This is a genomic window from Bacillus sp. V33-4, from assembly GCF_002860225.1.
GTDB lineage: Bacteria > Bacillota > Bacilli > Bacillales > Cytobacillaceae > Bacillus_BJ > Bacillus_BJ canaveralius.
On record NZ_PGVC01000013.1, the window covers coordinates 1 to 21,616 of the forward strand.

19 protein-coding genes are annotated in these 21,616 nt (G+C 42.8%); 5 read left to right on the top strand and 14 right to left on the bottom strand.

Annotation, left to right across the window (positions count from 1 at the left end; all coding sequences use genetic code 11):
- Positions 1-235: 235 nt before the first annotated feature.
- On the bottom strand, positions 236-1,111 hold the full coding sequence (locus tag CVD23_RS05310) for a nucleotidyltransferase-like protein (protein ID WP_101579438.1): 876 nt from the start codon (positions 1,109-1,111) through the stop codon (positions 236-238).
- Between the two features lie 153 nt (positions 1,112-1,264).
- Between CVD23_RS05310 and CVD23_RS05315 the strand changes: the two genes are divergently transcribed.
- A complete protein-coding gene (locus CVD23_RS05315; RefSeq protein WP_101579437.1) occupies positions 1,265-1,606 on the top strand; it encodes a YgzB family protein in 342 nt (113 codons plus the stop codon).
- Positions 1,607-1,698: 92 nt separating this feature from the next.
- Here the strand turns inward: CVD23_RS05315 and perR are convergent, their stop codons facing one another.
- The 5 genes from perR to CVD23_RS05335 form a co-directional block, all read right to left on the bottom strand.
- A complete protein-coding gene (perR, locus tag CVD23_RS05320; RefSeq protein ID WP_281258921.1) occupies positions 1,699-2,142 on the bottom strand; it encodes a peroxide-responsive transcriptional repressor PerR in 444 nt (147 codons plus the stop codon).
- A gap of 111 nt (positions 2,143-2,253) precedes the next feature.
- Positions 2,254-2,808, bottom strand: a complete 555-nt coding sequence (locus CVD23_RS05325) for a cob(I)yrinic acid a,c-diamide adenosyltransferase (RefSeq protein WP_101579435.1) — start codon at positions 2,806-2,808, stop codon at positions 2,254-2,256.
- Positions 2,809-2,992: 184 nt separating this feature from the next.
- Complete coding sequence (locus CVD23_RS21830) at positions 2,993-3,139, bottom strand: hypothetical protein (protein WP_180955550.1); 147 nt, start codon at positions 3,137-3,139, stop codon at positions 2,993-2,995.
- Between the two features lie 316 nt (positions 3,140-3,455).
- Positions 3,456-3,926, bottom strand: a complete 471-nt coding sequence (gene bcp, locus CVD23_RS05330; RefSeq protein ID WP_245917556.1) for a thioredoxin-dependent thiol peroxidase — start codon at positions 3,924-3,926, stop codon at positions 3,456-3,458.
- An 83-nt stretch (positions 3,927-4,009) separates the two neighbouring features.
- A complete protein-coding gene (locus CVD23_RS05335; RefSeq protein WP_101579433.1) occupies positions 4,010-4,414 on the bottom strand; it encodes an ion channel in 405 nt (134 codons plus the stop codon).
- Between the two features lie 255 nt (positions 4,415-4,669).
- Between CVD23_RS05335 and CVD23_RS05340 the strand changes: the two genes are divergently transcribed.
- The 3 genes from CVD23_RS05340 to CVD23_RS05350 all read left to right on the top strand — a co-directional run bounded on the left by CVD23_RS05340 (position 4,670) and on the right by CVD23_RS05350 (position 12,040).
- Positions 4,670-5,965 (top strand): glutamate-1-semialdehyde 2,1-aminomutase, encoded by a 1,296-nt coding sequence (locus CVD23_RS05340; RefSeq protein ID WP_101579432.1) that lies wholly within the window; start codon positions 4,670-4,672, stop codon positions 5,963-5,965.
- Positions 5,966-6,298: 333 nt separating this feature from the next.
- Complete coding sequence (locus tag CVD23_RS05345; RefSeq protein WP_101665394.1) at positions 6,299-10,765, top strand: glutamate synthase-related protein; 4,467 nt, start codon at positions 6,299-6,301, stop codon at positions 10,763-10,765.
- Positions 10,766-10,957: 192 nt separating this feature from the next.
- Complete coding sequence (locus CVD23_RS05350; RefSeq protein WP_101576944.1) at positions 10,958-12,040, top strand: FUSC family protein; 1,083 nt, start codon at positions 10,958-10,960, stop codon at positions 12,038-12,040.
- 176 nt (positions 12,041-12,216) lie between these two features.
- Here the strand turns inward: CVD23_RS05350 and CVD23_RS05355 are convergent, their stop codons facing one another.
- The 5 genes from CVD23_RS05355 to CVD23_RS05375 form a co-directional block, all read right to left on the bottom strand.
- A complete protein-coding gene (locus CVD23_RS05355; RefSeq protein ID WP_101665395.1) occupies positions 12,217-13,116 on the bottom strand; it encodes an ABC transporter permease in 900 nt (299 codons plus the stop codon).
- 14 nt (positions 13,117-13,130) lie between these two features.
- Entirely contained in the window at positions 13,131-14,135 is a 1,005-nt protein-coding gene (locus CVD23_RS05360) for an ABC transporter permease (protein WP_101576948.1), read from the bottom strand.
- An 84-nt stretch (positions 14,136-14,219) separates the two neighbouring features.
- Positions 14,220-15,821, bottom strand: coding sequence for an ABC transporter substrate-binding protein (locus CVD23_RS05365; protein WP_101665396.1), 1,602 nt, complete (start codon positions 15,819-15,821; stop codon positions 14,220-14,222).
- 88 nt (positions 15,822-15,909) lie between these two features.
- Positions 15,910-16,896 carry an ABC transporter ATP-binding protein gene (locus CVD23_RS05370; protein WP_101576952.1) on the bottom strand — a complete coding sequence of 329 codons (987 nt, stop codon included), beginning with the start codon at positions 16,894-16,896 and terminating at the stop codon, positions 15,910-15,912.
- Positions 16,889-17,878, bottom strand: coding sequence for an ABC transporter ATP-binding protein (locus CVD23_RS05375; RefSeq protein WP_101576954.1), 990 nt, complete (start codon positions 17,876-17,878; stop codon positions 16,889-16,891). Before CVD23_RS05375 ends, CVD23_RS05370 begins: the two co-directional genes overlap by 8 nt.
- A 287-nt stretch (positions 17,879-18,165) precedes the next feature.
- Here CVD23_RS05375 and CVD23_RS05380 point away from each other — a divergent pair, with 287 nt between their 5' ends.
- Positions 18,166-18,645, top strand: a complete 480-nt coding sequence (locus CVD23_RS05380; RefSeq protein WP_101665397.1) for a tetratricopeptide repeat protein — start codon at positions 18,166-18,168, stop codon at positions 18,643-18,645.
- Positions 18,646-18,697: 52 nt separating this feature from the next.
- Here the strand turns inward: CVD23_RS05380 and CVD23_RS05385 are convergent, their stop codons facing one another.
- The 3 genes from CVD23_RS05385 to CVD23_RS22950 all read right to left on the bottom strand — a co-directional run bounded on the left by CVD23_RS05385 (position 18,698) and on the right by CVD23_RS22950 (position 21,571).
- Positions 18,698-20,452 (bottom strand): ABC transporter ATP-binding protein, encoded by a 1,755-nt coding sequence (locus CVD23_RS05385; RefSeq protein WP_101665398.1) that lies wholly within the window; start codon positions 20,450-20,452, stop codon positions 18,698-18,700.
- 103 nt (positions 20,453-20,555) lie between these two features.
- Positions 20,556-21,086, bottom strand: a complete 531-nt coding sequence (gene ntdP / locus CVD23_RS05390) for a nucleoside tri-diphosphate phosphatase (protein ID WP_101576960.1) — start codon at positions 21,084-21,086, stop codon at positions 20,556-20,558.
- A 329-nt stretch (positions 21,087-21,415) separates the two neighbouring features.
- Positions 21,416-21,571 (bottom strand): gamma-type small acid-soluble spore protein, encoded by a 156-nt coding sequence (locus tag CVD23_RS22950; RefSeq protein ID WP_441296842.1) that lies wholly within the window; start codon positions 21,569-21,571, stop codon positions 21,416-21,418.
- Between the last annotated feature and the right edge of the window lie 45 nt (positions 21,572-21,616).

A 21,616-nucleotide genomic window follows, 5' to 3' on the forward strand; every position in this document is an offset into this window, starting at 1 on the left:
AAATAAAAATAAACTTAACGTTGACGTTTTTGCTTGCTTGTTCAGTTTTCAAAGAGCAATAAACTCATATATCGCCGCGAGGCGACTTTACTAATATAACATGTGGCGTCCTTTAAGTCAACACCTTTTTTTGAAACATCCGTCTGCATCGAAAAGTAATGTGATACGCATTTCGAAGCGACGGATATCAATATAACAAGTATTTAATAAAAGGTCAAGAGGGTTTAAAGTTTTTTTAATATAATTTTTTTGTTGCTTTATATACTCTGTGAAAAAGGGATTGTCCTTTCGTTTCTACATTGACGACTTCAACTAAATTCTTTTCATTAAGATATTCAAGCAGGACTCCCAGGTCAACGGAATAGGCTGTTAATTCTTCTTCATTCATTATTTCATCGAATGTCCAAAGATCTTTTTCCTTCAATACGTCTATAATATGTGCGGTTCCCATTTGTGTTCTTGAATGAATTAAAAACTCACTTGCTAAAAACAGCAACTCAAGTCTTTTTTCAAGGGGCTCTTCACTGCTAACCAATTCCTCATAAAGCTTAAAAATCTCCGGTTCAATCTTTTTAACCTGATGCCAGACAGTCACTTCAGGATGGAAGCCATTTTCGATAACGGCTAATCGGGCAAGATGGTGCAAAGAATGGACAACATGGTTATATGCATCCAGGTAATGCTGATTATCAAAAAAAGCTTTCCCATCCGTATAGCGGCGAATTAATTTTGCAAACTCAAGCCCTATTTTTATCTTACGGCCGTAGAAAGGAAATTCCTGCAGCTCGATCTTTAGATTGTGAATATATTCGTTCCGGTCAAAAAGAATTTTGCCATTATAAAGCCAATCTATAATTTTTCGATTTGACCCAAGTAAAAGCCATTCATGTAATTGTTGTTCACTTATAATATGAAGAGCCGCCTTTTTATTACCATAGCTGTAGTGCTTCACATATACTGATCGGTCTGCTTCCTTAACCACTATCAGCAAAATCGCATCAAATGTATCGGTAGTCGGGCTCGATTTTTGTTTTTTTTCAATCATCAGGACGCCGAGGGTGTTTGGTTGGCTGGCCCGTTCTTGATATACAGGCCTAAGAATGTCCTCCATCATCATTCCTCCATTTTTTTAGTAGCTTATGTTTTCGACAAAAAATCGAAAATTTCCTTCTTATATTATTAGGGAGATTTCAAACAAGCTTAAACCATTCCACTTCCTCCGACCGAAATGATATAATGTATGTATTCTTTAGGAGGTACACGGATGGCTAAATATTCTAGTAAGATAAATAAAATTCGGACGTTTGCTCTAAGCTTAATTTTTATTGGAATTATTGTCATGTACGGGGGGATTTTCTTTAGAAACTCACCCATTGTGATGATAATTTTTATGATACTTGGACTTCTTTTTATCATTGCCAGTACTGTTGTTTACTTTTGGATTGGAATGCTCTCAACAAAAACTGTTCAGGTCGTCTGCCCGAATTGCGGGAAGCATACAAAGCTACTTGGCCGTGTGGATATCTGCATGTATTGCAACGAGCCTTTGACTCTTGACCAAAATCTTGAGGGAAAAGAGTTTAATGAAAAATACAATCGAAAATAATAGAAAGAAGCCGTCATCAGACGGCTTTTCTCTATTGATTTTATAATTTTCTAAACAACAAAAAAGCCAATAGCTCCGGGCTATCAGCTGGCTTAATGCGCTTCTTTAAACGAACAGTCGGAACAAGTTCCGTAAATCTCCATACGATGGTGGCTTACTTTAAAACCGGTAACATGAGAAGCAAGCTGCTCAACTTCATCAAGCCCAGGATAATGAAAATCAACGATCTTTCCGCACTTTTCACAAATCACATGATAATGATGGCTTGTCACAAAATCAAAACGGCTGGATGAATCGCCATAAGGTAACTCTTTAACAAGTCCTACTTCACGAAATACTCTTAAATTATTGTAAACTGTCGCCACACTCATGTTAGGAAATTTTCCTTCCAATGACTTATATATTTCATCTGCAGTCGGATGTGACATTGAGTTTATTAAATATTCAAGTATCGCATGACGTTGCGGAGTAATCCTGACGCCCGTTTCCTTTAAGGTTTCCAACGCTTCTTTTAATTGACCGTGATCGTGATCCATCGCCATGCACCCCTCTTCTGAAAGTATTCTTATATTATAATCTTTATAATTAGTCTACTCAGTTTTCAAGCATTTTGTCAATACACAAACATGATAATATGGTTAACTGATTTAATTTTCGCTATGAAGAGGCATTTCTTTTTGCCCTAAATGAAGGTTCACAAATCGGGCAGAGACAAACAGGAAATCTGAGAGCCTGTTCAAATAAGCTAGCACTAATGGATTGAAGTCAGCATTGATTCCAACCGCACATCGTTCTGCTCTTCGGACCATTGTCCTTGCAACATGGAACGCTGCGCCAGCAGAATGGCCACCCGGCAGAATAAAGTTTGACAACGCTGGCAAAAAAGCATCCAGCTTGTCAATCATTTGCTCTAATTCATGTAAATGCTCTTCTTTTAAAACCCATTTCACTTCTCTTCCATTTGGAGTGGCAAGTTCTGCTCCAACATGGAATAAAGCTGTTTGAATTTTATGGAATACTTCTTCAAGTTGATCTTTCCCGTCAAAAAACTCGTTGCTTAAAAAGCTTAATGACAGCCCGATCATTGAATTCGCTTCATCACAAGTTCCATAAGCCTCGACACGCAGATCATCTTTTGCTACTCTTTCACCGTAAATAAGTGATGTTGTCCCTTTGTCTCCGGTTTTTGTATAAATCTTCACCTTTCAATATCCCCTTTCAAGGTTAATCACATTTAAAAATCCATTATCTTTATTAATATATGTATGTAAATTATATTTAAAAATAGTAAATGATCTCGGCATGTAGTTTTTGGTGATACTCGAAAGATGGGGAGTCACGGTTATGTTGTTCATTTCCCAAAATGGATGCTGTTTATCGAGGGGCTCATTCTGTAATAAAAACTTCGGCACTATAAAATGCGCGCTCCGCTTCATCCATTCCTTTATAAAACTCAAAATCAACTTCTGGAAACTCCTCCCTGACGGCTTTTTGCAGTTCTTCAGAAGGAAATATCGAAGAAACGACTTTCATATTTTTCACCCCATTGTGTTTCTTTCTTCCATAATATAATATCATTCCACCCACGTAACCGAGTAAATTCACAATATATTAAGCTAACCGAAAACACGAATTAAATTGTCTTACTCTACGAGGAGGATTCCGTATGACAGCGCATAATACTGCGCCTTGTTATATGTTCATACAAAAAAAAGACGGCCCAGTTAGACTGGACCGCTAAGACTTATCTGAGGAGGTATGCCCTAATAAAATGATATTCAAGATGCCGCTTTTGGCATGGACAAAAGCCTTGATGCCAATAAAATAGGCTTCCATCAGCAAAATCATTTTATTGCAGGTTTTCAGTAATATACTGCAAAGCCTCTTCAACATGGTCTTTCACTGATACTTTTCTCCATTCTTTAACGACGATTCCATTTTGGTCGATCATGAACGTCGACCTTTCAATCCCCATATATTCCTTGCCGAAATTTTTCTTCAGTTTCCACACCCTGTAAGCTTCTGCGGCTATATGTTCTTCATCAGCAAGCAATAGAAACGGCAAATCATACTTGTCAATAAACTTTTCGTGTTTTGCAACCGGGTCAGTACTAATGCCGATAATAACTGCATTCGCATCAGCAAAGCTTTGATGGTGGTCGCGAAAATCACAGGCTTGAGTTGTACATCCAGGTGTCATATCTTTCGGATAAAAATAAAGAACGATATTTTTCCCGCGAAAGTCTGCGAGGCTGACAGTTTGTCCATTACTTGCCGGCAGTTTAAAATCGGGGGCTCGTTTTCCGGTCAATTCATTCACACTATTTTCCTCCAATTGCATTTAGCATATAGGTAAGCGTATCCAAAATTCTTATAAAAAACAAACTTTCAGCATCGCACACCTCATTTTTCCGAATCAAAGACCGCCCTTGCCACGAATGCGGCCGGGATCGTATAGCCGATCAATGCCTCGATAACTGCAATCATCCGCCCTATGCCAATAGGAAATACATCCCCATAACCAACGGAAAAAAGTGTCATCGCGCTAAAATAAAGCGAGGTTTCCAAACGGCTCCAAAAGTCGACCGCAGCTCTGGTTCCTGCTTCGATAAGTACAGGCTCGCCCTGTAATTCAAACAACATAAACACCAAACCAAAACCGATCATAATCGTCGCATATATTAAAATGAGAAACAGGAAATTTTCAAAAGAGACACGCTTTCCTTTTATTTTATAGGGTAAAAATAATGTGCGCAAACTCATTCCGATACAGAAAATGACTATGGCCAGCATCGCATAAAACATCATCTTGTCCCCTCTTTTCCGGACAACTCCCTTCATCCATCTATACGCATAAGCATTCATTGATATGCCGGCTTGCCAGCAGTTAAAAGTAGGAACGTCCGAAGAACCACATATGTTCATCTATGTTGCAATATGAAACAATATTTAACAGAAAAATACTATTGAGTACTCCCCATGTGTTAAAAACAAGCTTATAATAATGAAACGTGTCCGCAAATCATGTAAAATAGAGGACAGATTTTCACGAGGAGGATATCGATGCAGTTTTCTAATTCAGAACGATTACATAAAGAAGCACTCGAACATATTGTCGGTGGGGTAAACAGTCCATCACGCTCATACAAAGCTGTTGGGGGCGGAGCACCCGTCGTGATGGAACGCGCGAACGGAGCATATTTTTGGGATGTTGACGGCAATCAATATATAGATTATTTAGCAGCGTACGGGCCGATTATCACCGGACATGCCCATCCGCACATAACGAAAGCAATAAAAACAGCAGCAGAAACAGGAGTTCTTTATGGAACACCTACCCCGCACGAAGTAAAATTCGCAAAAATGATTAAAGCAGCGATGCCCGGTTTAGAAAAAGTACGTTTTGTCAATTCAGGTACTGAGGCCGTAATGACTACGATTCGTGTAGCCCGGGCTTACACGGGAAGGGATAAGATCATCAAATTTGCCGGCTGTTACCATGGCCATTCTGACCTTGTGCTCGTCGCAGCCGGTTCAGGACCATCGACGCTCGGCACTCCGGACTCTGCGGGCGTGCCTAAAAGCATTGCACAGGAAGTTATTACCGTTCCTTTTAATGACATCGAACCATTTAAAGAGGCTCTTGAAAAGTGGGGCGATCAAATAGCTGCTGTCTTGGTCGAGCCGATCGTTGGAAACTTTGGGATCGTTGAACCTAAAGAGGGATTTCTGCAACAAATAAACGAGCTTGCCCATGCTGCAGGCGCACTGGTCATCTATGATGAAGTTATTACAGCGTTTCGTTTTATGTATGGAGGAGCCCAGGACCTGCTTGGGATCCAGCCCGATTTAACGGCACTTGGTAAAATCATTGGCGGTGGGCTGCCGATCGGTGCCTATGGAGGAAAGCAGGAAATCATGGAAACCGTCGCTCCGCTTGGGCCAGCCTACCAGGCCGGAACAATGGCAGGAAACCCAGCTTCTATCTTATCGGGAATCGCATGTCTTGAAGTCCTTAAGCAAAAAGGAGTGTACGAGCATTTAGACCATCTCGGCCAAATTCTTGAAGAAGGCATTCTCGAAGCAGCGAAACAATTTAATGTTCCTATTACAATAAACCGTTTAAAGGGAGCCTTCACGATCTACTTTACGGACGTGACAGTGGAAAACTACGAGCAGGCCGAAAATACGGATGGGGAAATGTTCGCGAAGTTTTTTAAACATATGTTGAACCAGGGCATCAACCTGGCGCCGTCTAAATATGAAGCGTGGTTTATAACGATTGCCCACACGGAAGAAGATATTGAAGCAACACTTCATGCTGTCCAAAACGCATTTTACTTACTTGCAAACGAATAAATATTCATCTTTTTATACATTCCGGAAGATTTTTTATCTTCCGGCTTTTTAATAACCCACTATGAAAACGCTTGCAAATAATACTATTATACATTTTTTTATATTTTTCTACATCAATTAGCATCCATCTTGCTGTATAATAATTGATTTCTGAAAATTCTTATGATATGATACGAATATTACGTAAAAAATACCTTTCAAAAACCGTTCACGTTTTATTACCCTTTCCTTTTTCCACCGTAATTACCTACTCAAACATGAGTTTATGAAACATTTTTATTTAGGAGGTGAACCGGCTTTAGGGAACATCTAAACTCTTCCTAAGCCGAGTCTATGACACAAAAATGGAGTCCTTCTCTTTTTACTGAATTTCACAGGCAGGAACATGATGCTTGCGGAATTGTTGCTTCTTTGGAAAAAACAAAAAAACCTACTAATGAGAATATATTTAATTGTATAAATGCATTAGTCACCATGAACCACCGCGCCGGATTTATAAACGGCGAAGGAGACGGAGTCGGTATCCATATCGATATTCCGCGTGAACTCTGGAAGGAAAAATTCAAGAAAGACAACCTTGATCCTGCTGTGGTTGACCAGGAGAACTTTGTTGTCGGTCATATTTTCATCTCGAGAAAGTCCGACAGTCAATCTATTAAAAATGAACTATTTAAAAAATTGGAAGCTTCTCAGTTTGATATATTATTCCAAACAGACAGTGTAACGAATACCTCTGCACTAGGACCGATCGCCATCCAGGAAAACCCGGTTTTCTGGCAGTTTGCGTGTGTCTCACCGTTTACCGGACAGGAACAGTCCAAAGCTTTATTTGAGCTGATTATCGATTTTGAACTGAACGAAAATGTTCATGTGGCTTCTTTAAGCCAGCATCATGCCGTTTATAAGGTGATGGGAGCCGGCGATATTCTGCCGAAATATTATCATGATCTTGCAAACCCACTGGTCGCTTCGACTATCACTCTTGGCCATAATCGTTATTCTACCAATACCCTGTCAAGCTTTTTCAGGGTCCAGCCTTTCAGTATACTTGGTCACAATGGCGAGATTAACACGATAGCCAAGCTTCGCGATGAGGCAAAAATGATTGGCGTTCCGCTAGTCAAAGACGGCAGCGATTCCCAGGATTTAAGCAGAACAATGGAAACGTTTATTTGTCGTGATGGCTATTCTTTATTTGAGGTCATGGACTTGTTGTTCCCGCCGATTATCAATGAGATAAAAGCATATCCAGAACACAAGCAGGATCTTTATACTTATATTCGTGAAGCCTGGGGCCATTTTGCCCAGGGGCCGGCCGGTATCATTTCGCGATTTGGTGATGAAGCTGTATTTAGTGTTGATGCTCTTGGCCTTCGTCCGCTTTGGATGCTCGAAACAGAATCATCTTACCTATTCTCCTCTGAACCGGGAATCATTCCGGCAGAAGAATATATGAATGATCCAAAACCATTGGCACCCGGGGAAAAGGTTGGCTTTAAATGGGACGGACAAACATTGAAGGTTTATGAGCAGGAACAATACCAGGCTGAAGTGTACAACCGCTTTTCACAAAGAGTCAGCTTTGCAGATACAAGAAAAAGGTTAAACCCTCCGGCGCCGGCCAAAACGGTCTTAATGAATTATCCAACCAAAATTCATAACGGCCAGTATAGAGCGTTTGGCTGGGAACGCGATCATGTTCAGCTCGTTGAACAGATGGCTGAAAAAGGAGCCGAACCAATCCGGTCGCTTGGCCATGATGCACCGCTTGCAGCCATAAATCCAGAGAGAAAAAACATTGCGGATTATATAAAGGAAAGCGTTGCTGTTGTGACAAATCCGGCAATCGACCGTGACAGGGAAACCGAACATTTTTCAACTAGAACAATTATCGGAAAGCGTCCTAGTTTATTTACTAAAAATGAAGCGAATACCATTGTTGAGCTTTTATCACCTATTTTAATTGAAGGTAAAGCGGGCTTCGAATGTTCCCGCGAGCTCCAGCAGCCTAGCTACGATCAGATTGTCCATCTATTCCGGGAGCAACAGCTTGCTTCTTATTTGTCTTCGACATTTACAAACGAAGAAACGATTGACCATGCCTTAGAGCGGCTCGCTGAAGCCTCTGTTGCCGCTGTTAAAAACGGAAAGTCGCTGTTGATTATCGATGATGCCGATTCCCATCAAGAGGGCCATTACTGGCTTGATCCGCATCTTGTTATTTCTGCGATCGACCAGGCGCTTGTTAAAGCAGAGTTGAGAAGAGATTGTTCTCTTTTACTTCGCTCAGCAGCGATTCGTTCCTTGCACGATATTATTACATCATTTGGTTTAGGAGCTGACCTGATCAGCCCTTACTATATGTTCACGACGGTGCTGGACGAATCTTTGAAGCCGCTTGTCAACTTATACAGCGCTCTGACAAAAGGGCTTGAGAAAGTCATTTCCACAATCGGTATTCATGAACTGCGCGGATATGGCCGCCTTTTCTCAGCGATCGGTTTGAATGAGCAAGTCGCTGAATACTTGAACATTGTCAACTTCTTCGGTGCAGCACATTTAGCCAGTAACTTTGAATCGATGAAAGAAGATGCGATCTTACGGGCAGCTGACTATCAAAATGAGAAAGAACGAATCGGCAAAACGTTCCATCTCTTCCCGCGTATTTGGAAAGCAATCGGCGAAGTAGCTTCGACTGGTGATTACAATGCTTATCGGGAAAAAATCAGTGAGCAGGAAGAACAAAATCCTACAACGATTCGCCATTTAACAGGCTTGAAAAAAGCGGCAGCACCCGTGAGACCGGAGGAAGTCAATATCAGCGTGGGAAAACACAGTCTGCCATTTGTGATCGCGTCAATGTCTTTCGGTTCACAAAATGAAACGGCCTTCCGGGCTTATGCGGAAGGAGCAGACCGTTTAAATATGGTCAGCTTGAATGGTGAAGGCGGCGAGATCAAAGACATGCTCGGCAAGTATCCAAGAACACGCGGACAGCAAGTCGCTTCCGGAAGATTTGGTGTCAATGCTGAACTGTTGAATTCAACCAACTTGCTTGAAATTAAAATCGGCCAGGGCGCCAAGCCTGGAGAAGGTGGTCACCTCCCTGGTTCAAAAGTTACAGCAAAGATTGCTGAGGCACGGAACGCAACAATCGGTTCCGATTTAATCTCGCCTTCAAATAACCATGATATTTATTCGATCGAAGATCTTGCGCAAATGATTCACGAGCTGAAAACGGCTAATGACCAGGCACAGGTCGCGGTAAAGGTCCCGGTCGTTCCCAATATCGGAACGATTGCTGTCGGCATTGCAAAAGCAGGCGCCGATATTATTACACTGAGTGGATTTGATGGCGGAACGGGTGCCGCAAGAATTCATGCCCTCCAACATGTCGGCCTGCCGGTGGAAATTGGTGTCAAAGCCGCACATAACGCCCTTCTTGAAGCAGGATTGCGTGATAAAGTAGAGCTTTGGGCTGATGGAGGAATCAAAAGTGCACTCGATGTTCTGAAAGTGATGCTTCTTGGCGCTAACCGGGTTGGCTTTGGTACACTTACCATGATTTCAATCGGTTGTACAACATGCCGTGGCTGCCATCTTGACACATGCCATGTCGGTATCGCAACGCAAATTGATTCCGAAGCCCAGGCAAAGGAACACGGCTTGCGCCGGTTTGTGCCGAGACAGTATGATTTAGCTGTACAAGGGCTCATTAATCTGTTTACAGCGTTTGGCCAGGAATTAAAAGCATTGGCCGCTTCAATAGGAATTAAAAACCTGCAGGACGCGGTTGGCCGTTCCGATCTGTTGGAACAAGTTAAAGGCAAAGATCATCTCGATTTAACCTATTTACTAAAAACGCTCGAAATAGGCCAGCTTAATCAAAAGGAAGCTGCTGCGGCATTGGAAACAAAACAGCTTCAGGTTGCGGTAGGCGCCGAATATCTGGATGGAGTTGATTCGGAGCTGCACCAATCCCGCGAGTTCCAGAGTGTGAATTCGGAGCAGCGAGTGCTGGCGAGCCGCGTATCATGTCATCGTGTTCGCGGTCGTCTCGACGGCTCCTATAAAACCCTTCCTCCTGTTGATTTGAAATATGAAGGATCGATTTTAGGAAACGGGCTGGGAGCTTATAACAGCGAAGGCATTCGTATACAGGTCAGCGGAGGCGGCCAGGACGGGATTGGCAAAACCTCGTTCGGCGGAAGCATCCAAATCGCCAAGTCAAAAGGCAAGGATGGCCAATTTTATAATGGGGCCGTTGGAAAAGGGTTTGGCTATGGAGCGCAGAAAGGGCTGCTCGTTGCCCAGGGAAATGCCGATGCACGTGCCGGAATCAGATTGTCCGGGGCTGATATCATTATCGGCGGGCTTATTAAAGAACCACTGCCTGAAAAAGAATTTGGCAATATCGGTTCTAAAGCCAATATTAAAGGATTCGCCTTTGAATATATGACAAACGGCAGGGGCCTTGTACTCGGTGATCCGGGCCCATGGATTTGCGCCGGAATGACTGGCGGTGTTGTTTACTTGCGCCACCAGCCAGAGATGGGATTAACGAAGGACGCGATCCAAAGAAGGATTGCGAAAGGCGCTAAAGTTTCGGTAACAGCCTTATCTGAACAAGGAAAAGCAGATGTGGCAGAGCTTTTACAAAATTATCTGCAAATGCTAAACGCACAGGAACAGCATGATGAAGCTGCCGACCTTGCCTTGCTACTGGCAAATCCGGAAAAACACTTTGTCCAGGTTGTCCCTGTAAAAGAGCAGGCAGACCCTTCCGTTTCAACAGAATAATAACTTTAAAGCCCGTTTGCCATTATTGGCACGGGCTTTTTGTTTGGTCTAAATCATCTTCATAGAAATAACGCTTGAACTTCGGGCATAATCATTGTATAGTACAATATTGTTTAGTTGACTACAATTTTGTTAAAAGTATCTATATTAACTCACCTTCATTAATCATGCTTAGAAAGGATTTAATTAGCTATGAAGCTTGGTGCCCGCATTTTGAAAACGGGAATAGCTATTACTCTTGCGCTTTTTCTGGCTGAACTGTTCCAGATTCCATCACCCGTTTTTGCCGGAATTGCAGCCATTTTTGCTATTCAACCAACCATTTACCGGTCTTATTTATCCATTATCGAACAAGTTCAGGGGAATATTATTGGTGCTGTTATCGGCATCGCATTTGTGCTGCTGTTTGGAAACAATATTTTTGTCATCGGCTTGGCCGCAATTATCGTGATAACGATTAATCTTAAGCTAAAGATCGGCAACACTATTGCCCTTTCTTTAGTAACCTTAATTGCGATCATGGAATATACGCAAGGCAATTTTATCGACTTTGCGATGGTCCGCTTTTCGACGATTATGCTCGGCATATTTTCGGCGTTTTTAGTGAACCTGGTGTTTTTGCCGCCCAAATATGAGAACAAGCTTTATTTCAAGATCTCAGGCATTACCGAAGAGGTTACAAAGTGGATACGCTTGAATACCAGGAATGCTGCGGAGCATAAAGAATTGAAAATTGATATAGAAGCAATTAAGGAGGACATCATTAAGCTGGACCAGCTCTATCTAATGTACAAGGAAGAGCGAAACTATTTAAAAAGAAATGATTTGGCGAAATCGAGAAAACTGGTCATTTATCGGCAAATGATCTCTGCCTTGAAACGTTCCCTGCAAACATTGAAGCGGCTTCATCGCTTTGAAAATGAGCTGAACCATATGCCAGTCCCGTTTCAAAACGCCGTCCAAGAGCAGCTCGACTGCTTAGTCAGTTACCATGAACAGCTGTTACTAAGGTTCATCGGTAAAATTAAATATCATCCCGAGCACAAAGAAAGCGATATTTGCCAGAATAAAAAAAGATTATTTGATCTATTTTTAGCTCAGCAAAAGCAACTGGACGATCCGGATGATGCCCTGATGTACCATACGATGCAACTTGTCTCCGCAATTATCGAATATGGAGAAGAGCTTGAGCATCTAGACCTGTTGATCAGCAGTTTTCAATCGTTTCATAAGGATGATAATGACGTTACGATTGAGGGTGAAGGAGAACAATAACTAAATTACTCTTGGCAAGGAATTAAGCGGAGAATAAGAGGATTCATTCGAAAAATCCTTTGATTTTAGCGAAATTCCCCTATATTTGAACGTAAGAGTCAACAATCAAACGAAACGATTAGTTGACAAAAACCGAGCTTTGACTAAAAGCAGCTGACGAATGGTCAGCTGCTTTCTTAATGTTTCATCCGCGGGTCCAGTGAATCTCTAAGCCCGTCCCCCATGAGGTTAAAGCCCAACACAGTCAGCATAATCGCCAATCCCGGAAAGATCATCGTCCATGGTGCCTGGATCATAAACTGCTTCGCATCGGACAGCATTTTACCCCACTCAGGATTTGGCGCTCCGGCACCAAGGCCAAGAAAACCTAGAGCAGCTGCTTCAATAATCGCAGTAGCGATCGCAAGCGTTCCCTGGACGATGATCGGCGCCATGCTGTTTGGAAGCACGTGAACAAATAAAATTCTCTGGTCATTCATTCCTACCGCCTTTGCAGCGACGATAAACTCTTCTTGTTTTACGCTTAAAACCCTTGATCGAATCAGTCTTCCAAAGTTCGGAATATTAATAATTGCAATAGCAATAAGTGCATTCGTTAAAGATGGCCCGAGAACAGCAACGATGGCAATTGCCAATAAAATACTCGGGAAGGCAAGCATAATATCAAACACTCTGGAAATGACCGTATCTACCCATTTCCCGTAGTACCCTGCAATAATGCCGAGCAAACAGCCGACAACAATCGATCCGAGCACTGAAATAAACCCGACGCGAAGCGATATTCTCGCCCCAAAAATAACCCGTGAGAGAATATCCCTGCCAAAATCATCGGTCCCGAACCAATGCTCGCTTGATGGCGGTTGAAGTTTCTTGGAGAAATCCTGCTCATTGATTCCGGAAGGGGCAATCATTGGCGCGAAGATCGCGATCACGATAAAAAACAAAACGATGATTGTGCCGACTAACGCAAGCTTGTTTTGGCGAAAGCTTCTCCACGCCTCGAGCCACGGGGAAACCGGTTTATCTTCAGGCTGTGGTTGCAGCGGACCAAAATGCTTATCCGTTGATAGTTCCATTGTCTGGCCCCCTCCTAATCATATTTAATCCGCGGATCAATCGCCGCATAGAGCAAATCGACAATCAGATTAATCGTCACAAAAATTAAAGCAATGATTAAAATGCCTGATTGAACAACAGGATAATCCCGAAAATTAATTGCTTCAAATATGTAGCGCCCGATACCAGGCCAGCTGAAAATCGTTTCTGTCAAAATCGCTCCGCCAAGCAACAATCCTGTTTGTAGACCAATAATTGTCAGCACCGGAATGATCGCATTTTTTAACGAGTGCCTGTAAACAACCCAAAACATCCTTAACCCCTTCGCACGGGCCGTCCGAATAAAATCGGAACGCATCACTTCCAGCATTGTTGAGCGTGTAATTCTGGCGATAATCGCCATTGGAATTGTCGCCAGCGCCACACTTGGCAACACCAAGTGCTTAACAACCTCCCAGAACTGGTCGATTCTGCCCTGAAGCACCGTATCAATCAAATATAATTCCGTTATTGATGAGACAGGGTCCCGGACATTTTCCCGGCCCGATGTCGGAAGCCATTCGAGATTTAGCCCAAATACCCACTGTTCCATAAGACCCAGCCAAAAAATCGGCACCGAAACCCCAATTAAAGCCATGACCATCGCAGCATAATCAAACCAGGAATTTTGAAACCATGCACTGATGATACCTGCATTAACTCCAATTACTACAGCGATCAGCATCGCGCACAATGACAGCTCAATAGTTGCTGCCAAGTAGGGCCAAATTTCCTCGCTTATCGGTGCATTCGTTCGCAACGATTCACCAAGATCACCCGTCAAAAGTCTGGCAAGATACTGAAAATATTGAGTGTACCACGGTTGGTCAAGGCCCAGCTGCTTTGTCAAATCGGCGACAGCTTCTTTCGTAGCCAACTGACCAAGAATCACTTGAGCAGGATCGCCAGGAATGGCCCTGATGATAAAAAAAACAATCAGCGTTAGCCCTAGCAAAACCGGTACGAGCAGAAATATCCTTCGTACAGAATAAGCAAGCATTCTTCCACCTCTTTCCAAGGAACCACATTCTTATTTCATAAGCGAAAAGGGAGCCATGACCTGCACTCCCTTCCCTGCTCACAATTATTTGAATTCAACAGTTGCAAGTAAGTCGGAACCTGTTGGGTGGGGCTTGAATCCAGTGATGTCCGCACGTCCAGCCAATGCCGGCTTTGAGTGAACGAGCGGAATCCACGGGGCATCATCTTTAATGATGACTTGAGCTTGTTTATATAGCTCTTCCCGTTCTGCCTGATCGGCAGTAGACTGTGCTTTAATAAGCAGATCGTGAACTTCTTGATTCTCGTAATAACTGTAGTTGTTGCTTCCGATGCTGTCCTTATCCAGTAACACATACAGGAAGTTATCAGCATCACCGTTATCCCCTGTCCAGCCAAGCAAGAACGAATCCGCTTCACCTAACCGGGTTTTTTCTAAATATGTCGCCCACTCATATGTTTTAATTTTTGCTGTGACACCAATTGCTTCAAAATTAGCCTGAAGCGCTTCAGCTATCTTTTGACCGTCCGGCATATACGGACGTGGAACCGGCATTGCCCACAGTTCCATTTCAAATCCTTTTTCATAGCCTGCTTCCTTTAAAAGCTCCTTCGCTTTTTCAGGATCATAAGGATAATCTTCAACAGCATCGTTATAACCGGCTACAACCGGCGGCATCGGATTAATCGCTGGTTCTGCTGCTCCCGCAAAGAAGCCAGCAACAAGCGCTTTTTTATCGACTGCATAGTTCAAGGCCTGGCGGACGAGCTTCTCTTTCAGCGGCCCGCGCGTGTTTGTTAAACCAAGATAGGCTACATTCAACGACGGGCGATTGAATACTTGCAAGTCGGAATTGCCTTCTATTTGGCCCAAATCGCTGAAGTTGACCCCATCGATTAAATCCACTTCCCCGGAAGAAAGAGCATTCAAGCGCGCTGAATTTTCAGGGATGGCCCGGAAAATAACCTGGTTTAATTTAGGCATGCCTTCCTGCCAGTACTCATCGTTTTTTACGATTGTTATCCGGTCATTCCTTTTCCATTCCTTGAATACAAACGGCCCGGTTCCAACTGGATTTTCGACGAATTTATCACCGTGCTTTTCGACAGCTGCAGGGCTGGCAATTGCAAAAGGCGACATTGCAAGGTTTTTATAGAATGGGGCAAGCGGACGGCTTAAAGTAAATTCCACCGTATGTTCATCAACTGCTGTTACTGCTTGAATGATATCGCCAAATTGCGAATTATAATAATAGAATTTTTCCTTGTTTCCCGCTTTCCAACGTTCAAAGTTAAACACTACCGCATCGGCATTAAAATCTGTACCATCATGAAACTTAACACCCTTGCGCAGCTTTAAAGTGTACTTTAAACCGTCATCTGTATTACTCCATTCCTCGGCCAGGCCTGGATGGATCTCTGTGTCCTGTTCCCCGAATTCGATAAGCGTTTCAAAAATGTTTTTGGTTACTTTAAAAGATTCGCCTTCAGTGACAATAGCAGGATCAAGCCCAACAGAATCGCCGCCCCGCCCAAAAACGAGCGTATCATTGGCCGAATCTTTTTCTTCCCCGTTTCCATCATTATTCGGTTTACTGTCACCTGATGATTGTGAATTGCAGCCGGCCAGCGCCAAAGACAAAATTAAAGCAAGCACAAAAAACAAAATGCCATTGCGTTTCTTCATTTTCAACCCCCTCTTTTTATTCCGGAAGCCTTCAGATCCGGCATTAGTTGTTTTATATCATCAATGCTGCTCTGTCCAATTCATACCGTTATAAATTTTTTGCTGCTTCGGTATATAAGTGGCATGCCGCATAATGACCGGGTTCAATTTCAACCAATTCGGGCCTGATCGACTCGCAGACCTCCATGCATTCTTTGCATCTTGTATGAAAAGCACAGCCTAATGGCGGGTTGGAAGGGCTCGGCATATCCCCGGTCAAAAGCGCTTGCTCCTTCCGAACGGTCGGGTCCGGAACCGGAACAGCTGCCAGCAGTCCTTTTGTATAAGGATGCAGGGGATGCTCATATAGTCTCTCAGCAGTCGTAATTTCTATTAACCTGCCAAGATACATCACGCCTACCCTGTCGCTAATATGTTTAACGACGCCAAGATCATGAGCGATAAAAAGGTAAGTTAATTGAAATTCCTTCTGCAAATCGGCAAGAAGATTCAGCACTTGCGATTGAATCGAGACATCAAGCGCAGATACAGGTTCATCGGCAATAATCAGCTTTGGTTTCGTCATCAGCGCGCGCGCTATTCCGATCCGCTGCCTTTGCCCGCCGCTGAATTGGTGGGGATAGCGTTTTGCATGATAGCTGCTCAATCCGACCACTTCGAGCATTTCTTTTACTTTTTGTTTTCTTTCCTTCGCAGTTCCGACTCCATGGACAATTAACGGTTCTTCCAATATCCGTTCTACAGTGTGGCGAGGATTTAATGAAGCAAAAGGATCTTGAAAAACCATTTGCATATCCTTGCGCAGCTTTCTCATTTCTCCGTCTTTTAAGCCCGTTATGTTTTTTCCTTGAAAAACGACGTTTCCTTCAGTAGGTTCAATCAAGCGCATCAGCATCCTGCCCGTTGTCGACTTGCCGCAACCCGACTCTCCCACAAGTCCCAGCGTTTCTCCTTTCTTTATAAAAAAGCTGATATTATCGACTGCTTTTACTTCGCCAATCTTCTTGCCTAAGACGCCTCCGGTAATAGGAAAATATTTTTTCAAGCCGTCTACTTGCAATAAAACCTCAGACATTGGCCACACCTCCTGATTCATGCAAGAAACAGCGAACGTTGGTATCACCAGCATTATAGAGAGGCGGGTTTTCCGAGAGGCAGCGATCGAATACGTATTCACAACGGGCAGCAAAACGGCAGCCCTGTGTAATCGAACCCGGCTTCGGGACATTTCCAGGAATCGAATAGAGCCGTTCTTTCTTGTCGCGTATATCAGGAATTGATTTAAGCAGGCCGAGTGTATACGGATGCTTCGGTTCTTTAAAAATGGCTTGAACAGAAGACTCTTCAACGATTTTCCCGGCATACATGACAATCACTCGCTGGCATAACTCGGCAACGATCCCTAGATCATGAGTGATCATCACAATTGCTGTATCAAGCTTTACATTTAAATCTTTCATCAAAGCAAGAATTTGTGCCTGAATGGTCACATCTAAAGCGGTCGTTGGTTCATCTGCAATGAGAAGCTTTGGATGGCAGGAAAGAGCCATGGCAATCATTACCCTTTGCCGCATCCCTCCTGAAAGCTGGTGGGGGTATTCCTTCATGATCTGTTCTGCCCTTGCCAAGCCAACCAATTTCAGCATTTCAACGGATTGTTGAAAGGCAGCTTTTTTACCGATTTTATTATGTATTAAAATGGCTTCGGTTAGCTGTTGACCAATCGTAAAGAGCGGATTAAGCGAAGTCATTGGCTCCTGAAAGATCATCGCTACTTCATTACCCCTGATCTGGCGCATTCTTTTTTCAGATGCATTGACAATATCCTCACCATTCAGAAAAATTTGTCCGCCAACAATCTTCCCCGGTGGCTGGGGAATCAGCTTCATGATCGATAATGACGTAACGCTCTTCCCGCAGCCTGATTCGCCGACAATACCAATAATTTCACCCTTCTGGACTGCAAAGCTGATTTCGTCGACTGCAGGAACTTCCCCGTCTGACGAAAAAAACGATGTTTTTAAATGTTTCACGTCTAACACTGGAGCTTCTGCCAACTTTTACTCCCTTCCCTTCGTAGGTAAGAAAAAGTGGGTTTTTCATCCTTTCGTGGTTTTAAAAGGACGATTCGCTTTTCCTGTATTTATCATTTTATAAAAAAACAAGATTTTAGTCTACTGATTTTTCTTAATTTTATAAATATATAAAATATTATAAATAGTTCAATTTCCTTATATCCTACTCTTACTTTTATGTCCAAACTAATGAAAAATGCCGTTGACTGTTAATTTTTGACCTTTCTTTACCACCATATGATAATGAAAGAAATTGAGGAGGTTTCAGTATGAGAGAATTACAGAAGGCTTTGGATGTTAAAAAAAGTGGCCAGCTTGATAAGGCAAGGGATCTATTAAAGGCATTGGCTGAGAATGAAAGTAGAAATGCTGCGGTGTTTTATCATTGCGCTGTTGTGCATGATCAGCTTGGATTGGAGCTTGATGCTGTTCCCTATTATAAGAAAGCTTTGGAACTTGGACTCGACGACGAAAAGAGGCGCAGTGCCATGCTTGGACTGGGCAGCACGTATCGGGCCCTGGGCCTGTATGAGGAAGCGAGATCAATGCTTGCTGCCGGTATTGCAGAATATCCGCAAGCCCGGGAATTTTTGGTTTTTCTATCGATTACATTATACAATTTAGGTGAGCATGAAAAATCGACCTCGATTCTTTTAAAACAGCTGGCTGAAACAACAGGCGATGAATCCATCGCAAGTTATAAGCGGGCCATTTTGTTTTACGCCGATCACTTGAATGAAGTTTGGTGAGCATGATGAACAGGGGGCAAAAGGAAAAACCCCTGTCATCTGAGAGAGGTTTCTAAACGGAAGGCTCAAGCTGCTGCACTTGAAATAATCTATAGTAATTTCCTTGCTTCGCCATCAGCTCGTCATGTTTACCGATTTCGACAATTTCTCCATGCTCTATTAAGACAATCCGATCGGCATGGGTAATAGTTGAAAGGCGATGTGCGACAATAAAAGTAGTCCGGTCCTTCGCCAATTTCTCAAGCGCTTCCTGGATTAGATGCTCACTTTCGAGATCGAGTGCAGACGTAGCTTCATCTAAAATTAGGATAGGCGGATTTTTTAAAAATACCCTGGCAATCGCAACCCGTTGTTTTTGGCCCCCAGATAGCTTCACACCCCGCTCGCCGACTTTCGTATCATAGCCTTGAGGCAGATTGTGAATAAACTCATCGGCATTCGCCGCTTGAGCAGCACGATAAACTGCTTCATCACTGGCTTCCGGGTTACCCAATAAAATGTTCGTTTTTACTGACTCACTGAATAGTATATTGTCCTGGAATACGACACCGATTTTATCACGCAACGTTTTCACTTTAAAATCACGGATATCATTCCCATCTAGGAGTATCCTGCCGTCAGTCACATCATAGAAACGGGGAATCAAGCTTACGAGCGAGGATTTTCCCCCTCCACTCATTCCGACAAGCGCGATCGTTTCCCCTTTTTTGACATCAAGGGAAATGTTTTTTAGTACGGTCTCTTCATCTTCTTCATATGCGAAGCTGACATTTTCAAATTTCAAATCACCATGGACATGATTGCATTCCTTGGCATTAGGCGCGTCATCAATATCGTACTTCTCATCCATCAGCTCAAACACCCGGTCCATTGACGCAATTGATTGCGTTAATGTTGTAGAAGAATTGACGAGCCGCCTTAATGGATTGTACAAGCGGTCAATATACGCAATAAAAGCGATCATAGTCCCAACTGATAAATCACCCTGAACTACCTGGTATCCTGAATATCCAATAACGATTAATGGAGCGATATCCGTAATCGTATTGACGACTGCAAACGCCTTCGCATTCCAGTTTGTATGGTCAAGTGCTTTTCTCAGGAAATTATAATTATTTTTATCAAATTGTTTCTGTTCATACTCCTCCAGAGCAAAGCTCTTGATCACGGACATTCCCTGGACCCGTTCATGAAGGTAGCTCTGCACTTCAGCAAGTGCCTGCGAACGGTCTCTTGTCAGCTTTCGTAAATTACCGAAAAAATACCTGACAGAAAAAGCATAAAGCGGAAATAGAATCAGCGAGACAATTGTCAGCGGCACATCCATCGTAAACATAATGGCAGCAGCAATCAGAATCGTCGCTATATCGAGCCAAAGATTCATTAATCCTGTAATGACGAAGCTCTTCGTTTGTTCCACATCATTAATGACCCTTGAGATCACCTCACCGGCTCTTGTGTTAGCATAATATTTAAAGCTCAGTTTTTGGATATGGGTAAACAGGTGATCCCGGATATCATAGAGGATCTTGCTTCCGGTCCACTGAGCAAAATATTGCCGGTAATATTCCACAGGTGGACGAATGATGACAAAAACGACAATCATTACGCTCATCACCATAATAAGCCTGTCCGTTTTTTCAGTTTGATTTAATATGTTGCTGTTAATAATATCATCGACCACATATTTCATTAGCAACGGGATCATCAGGGGAATCGCAAATTTTATAATTCCAATTAGAATAGTTCCAATAATTTGCAGCTTGTACGGTTTAACAAATTGTAAGTATCTTCGTATGCTGTCCAATGTATTTCCCCCTAAAAAGAAGACTTCTCTCTATCTTTTTTCCAGTGTACACAAATAAAAACCTGTTGATGCTGTGTCAACAGGCAGCTTTTTATCCGGATCATTAGCGTCTGTAGGTTAAATAGCGTTCGTACCAAATGTCAATAAAGTCAGGAGCAAACGGTCCTTTTCTCTGGCGAATCCAGCGAATTAATTTATCAACATTCCTGTGTAAAATTTGATCGATAACTTCCGGATAATTCATTTCATTGCGGTGTCGCTCGTATTCATCTTCATCGAGGAGGTTGAATGTCATATCGGGAAATACTTTAATATCGAGGTCATAATCAATATATTTTAACGCTTCTCCGTCAAAAATAAATGGAGAACTGATATTGCAGTAGTAATATACGCCATCCTCACGAATCATCCCGATCACATTAAACCAATATTGGGAATGGAAATAACAAATAGCCGGCTCCCTTGTTATCCATGTTCGTCCATCGGATTCGGTAACGATTGTCCGATCATTTCCGCCAATCACTAAATTTTGTGTTCCCTTTAACACGGTCGTTTCCTGCCAAACGCGATGGATGTGCCCATTATGTTTATAGCTATGAATTTGAATCGGCTCACCTTCTGTGGGTACGCCCATGTTTTCTCCCTACTTTCATTCCTGGACGCTTTGCAACCTATAAATGTTTTAACTGTAAGAGATAATAAATTCGACAAAAGGCAACAAAGAACAATTCCTATTTTCTACTATTATAACGGTTCACTAAAGAATTTAAAACAATGAGCCATTGAAAATAACCCAAGTCACCTGCCCAATAACAACATGATTGCACTTTTATAATTGTGGTTTATCCAGAACCGATCGCTCCTAAAATTTGAACACCCTGCAATCATTTTTCAAAGCAAAGGGCGCCCTTACGAAAAAAGAGCGCCCTTCAATTTATAAATTTGCGGCTTGGTCTCGATCACCTACATGTTTTGATCTCTACGGGCTTGTGCCTGCTGGTTTTGTTGTCTTATTTGCTGGGCATTCGTTTCGCCTGCAAACTCAGTGCCAAATTGGCCCTGGTTGCCCGCACCAGCTTGAGCGTTCCCGGCTCCAGCTTGGCGGTTTTGTTGTCTTATTTGCTGGGCGTTCGTTTCGCCTGCAAACTCTGTGCCGAATTGGCC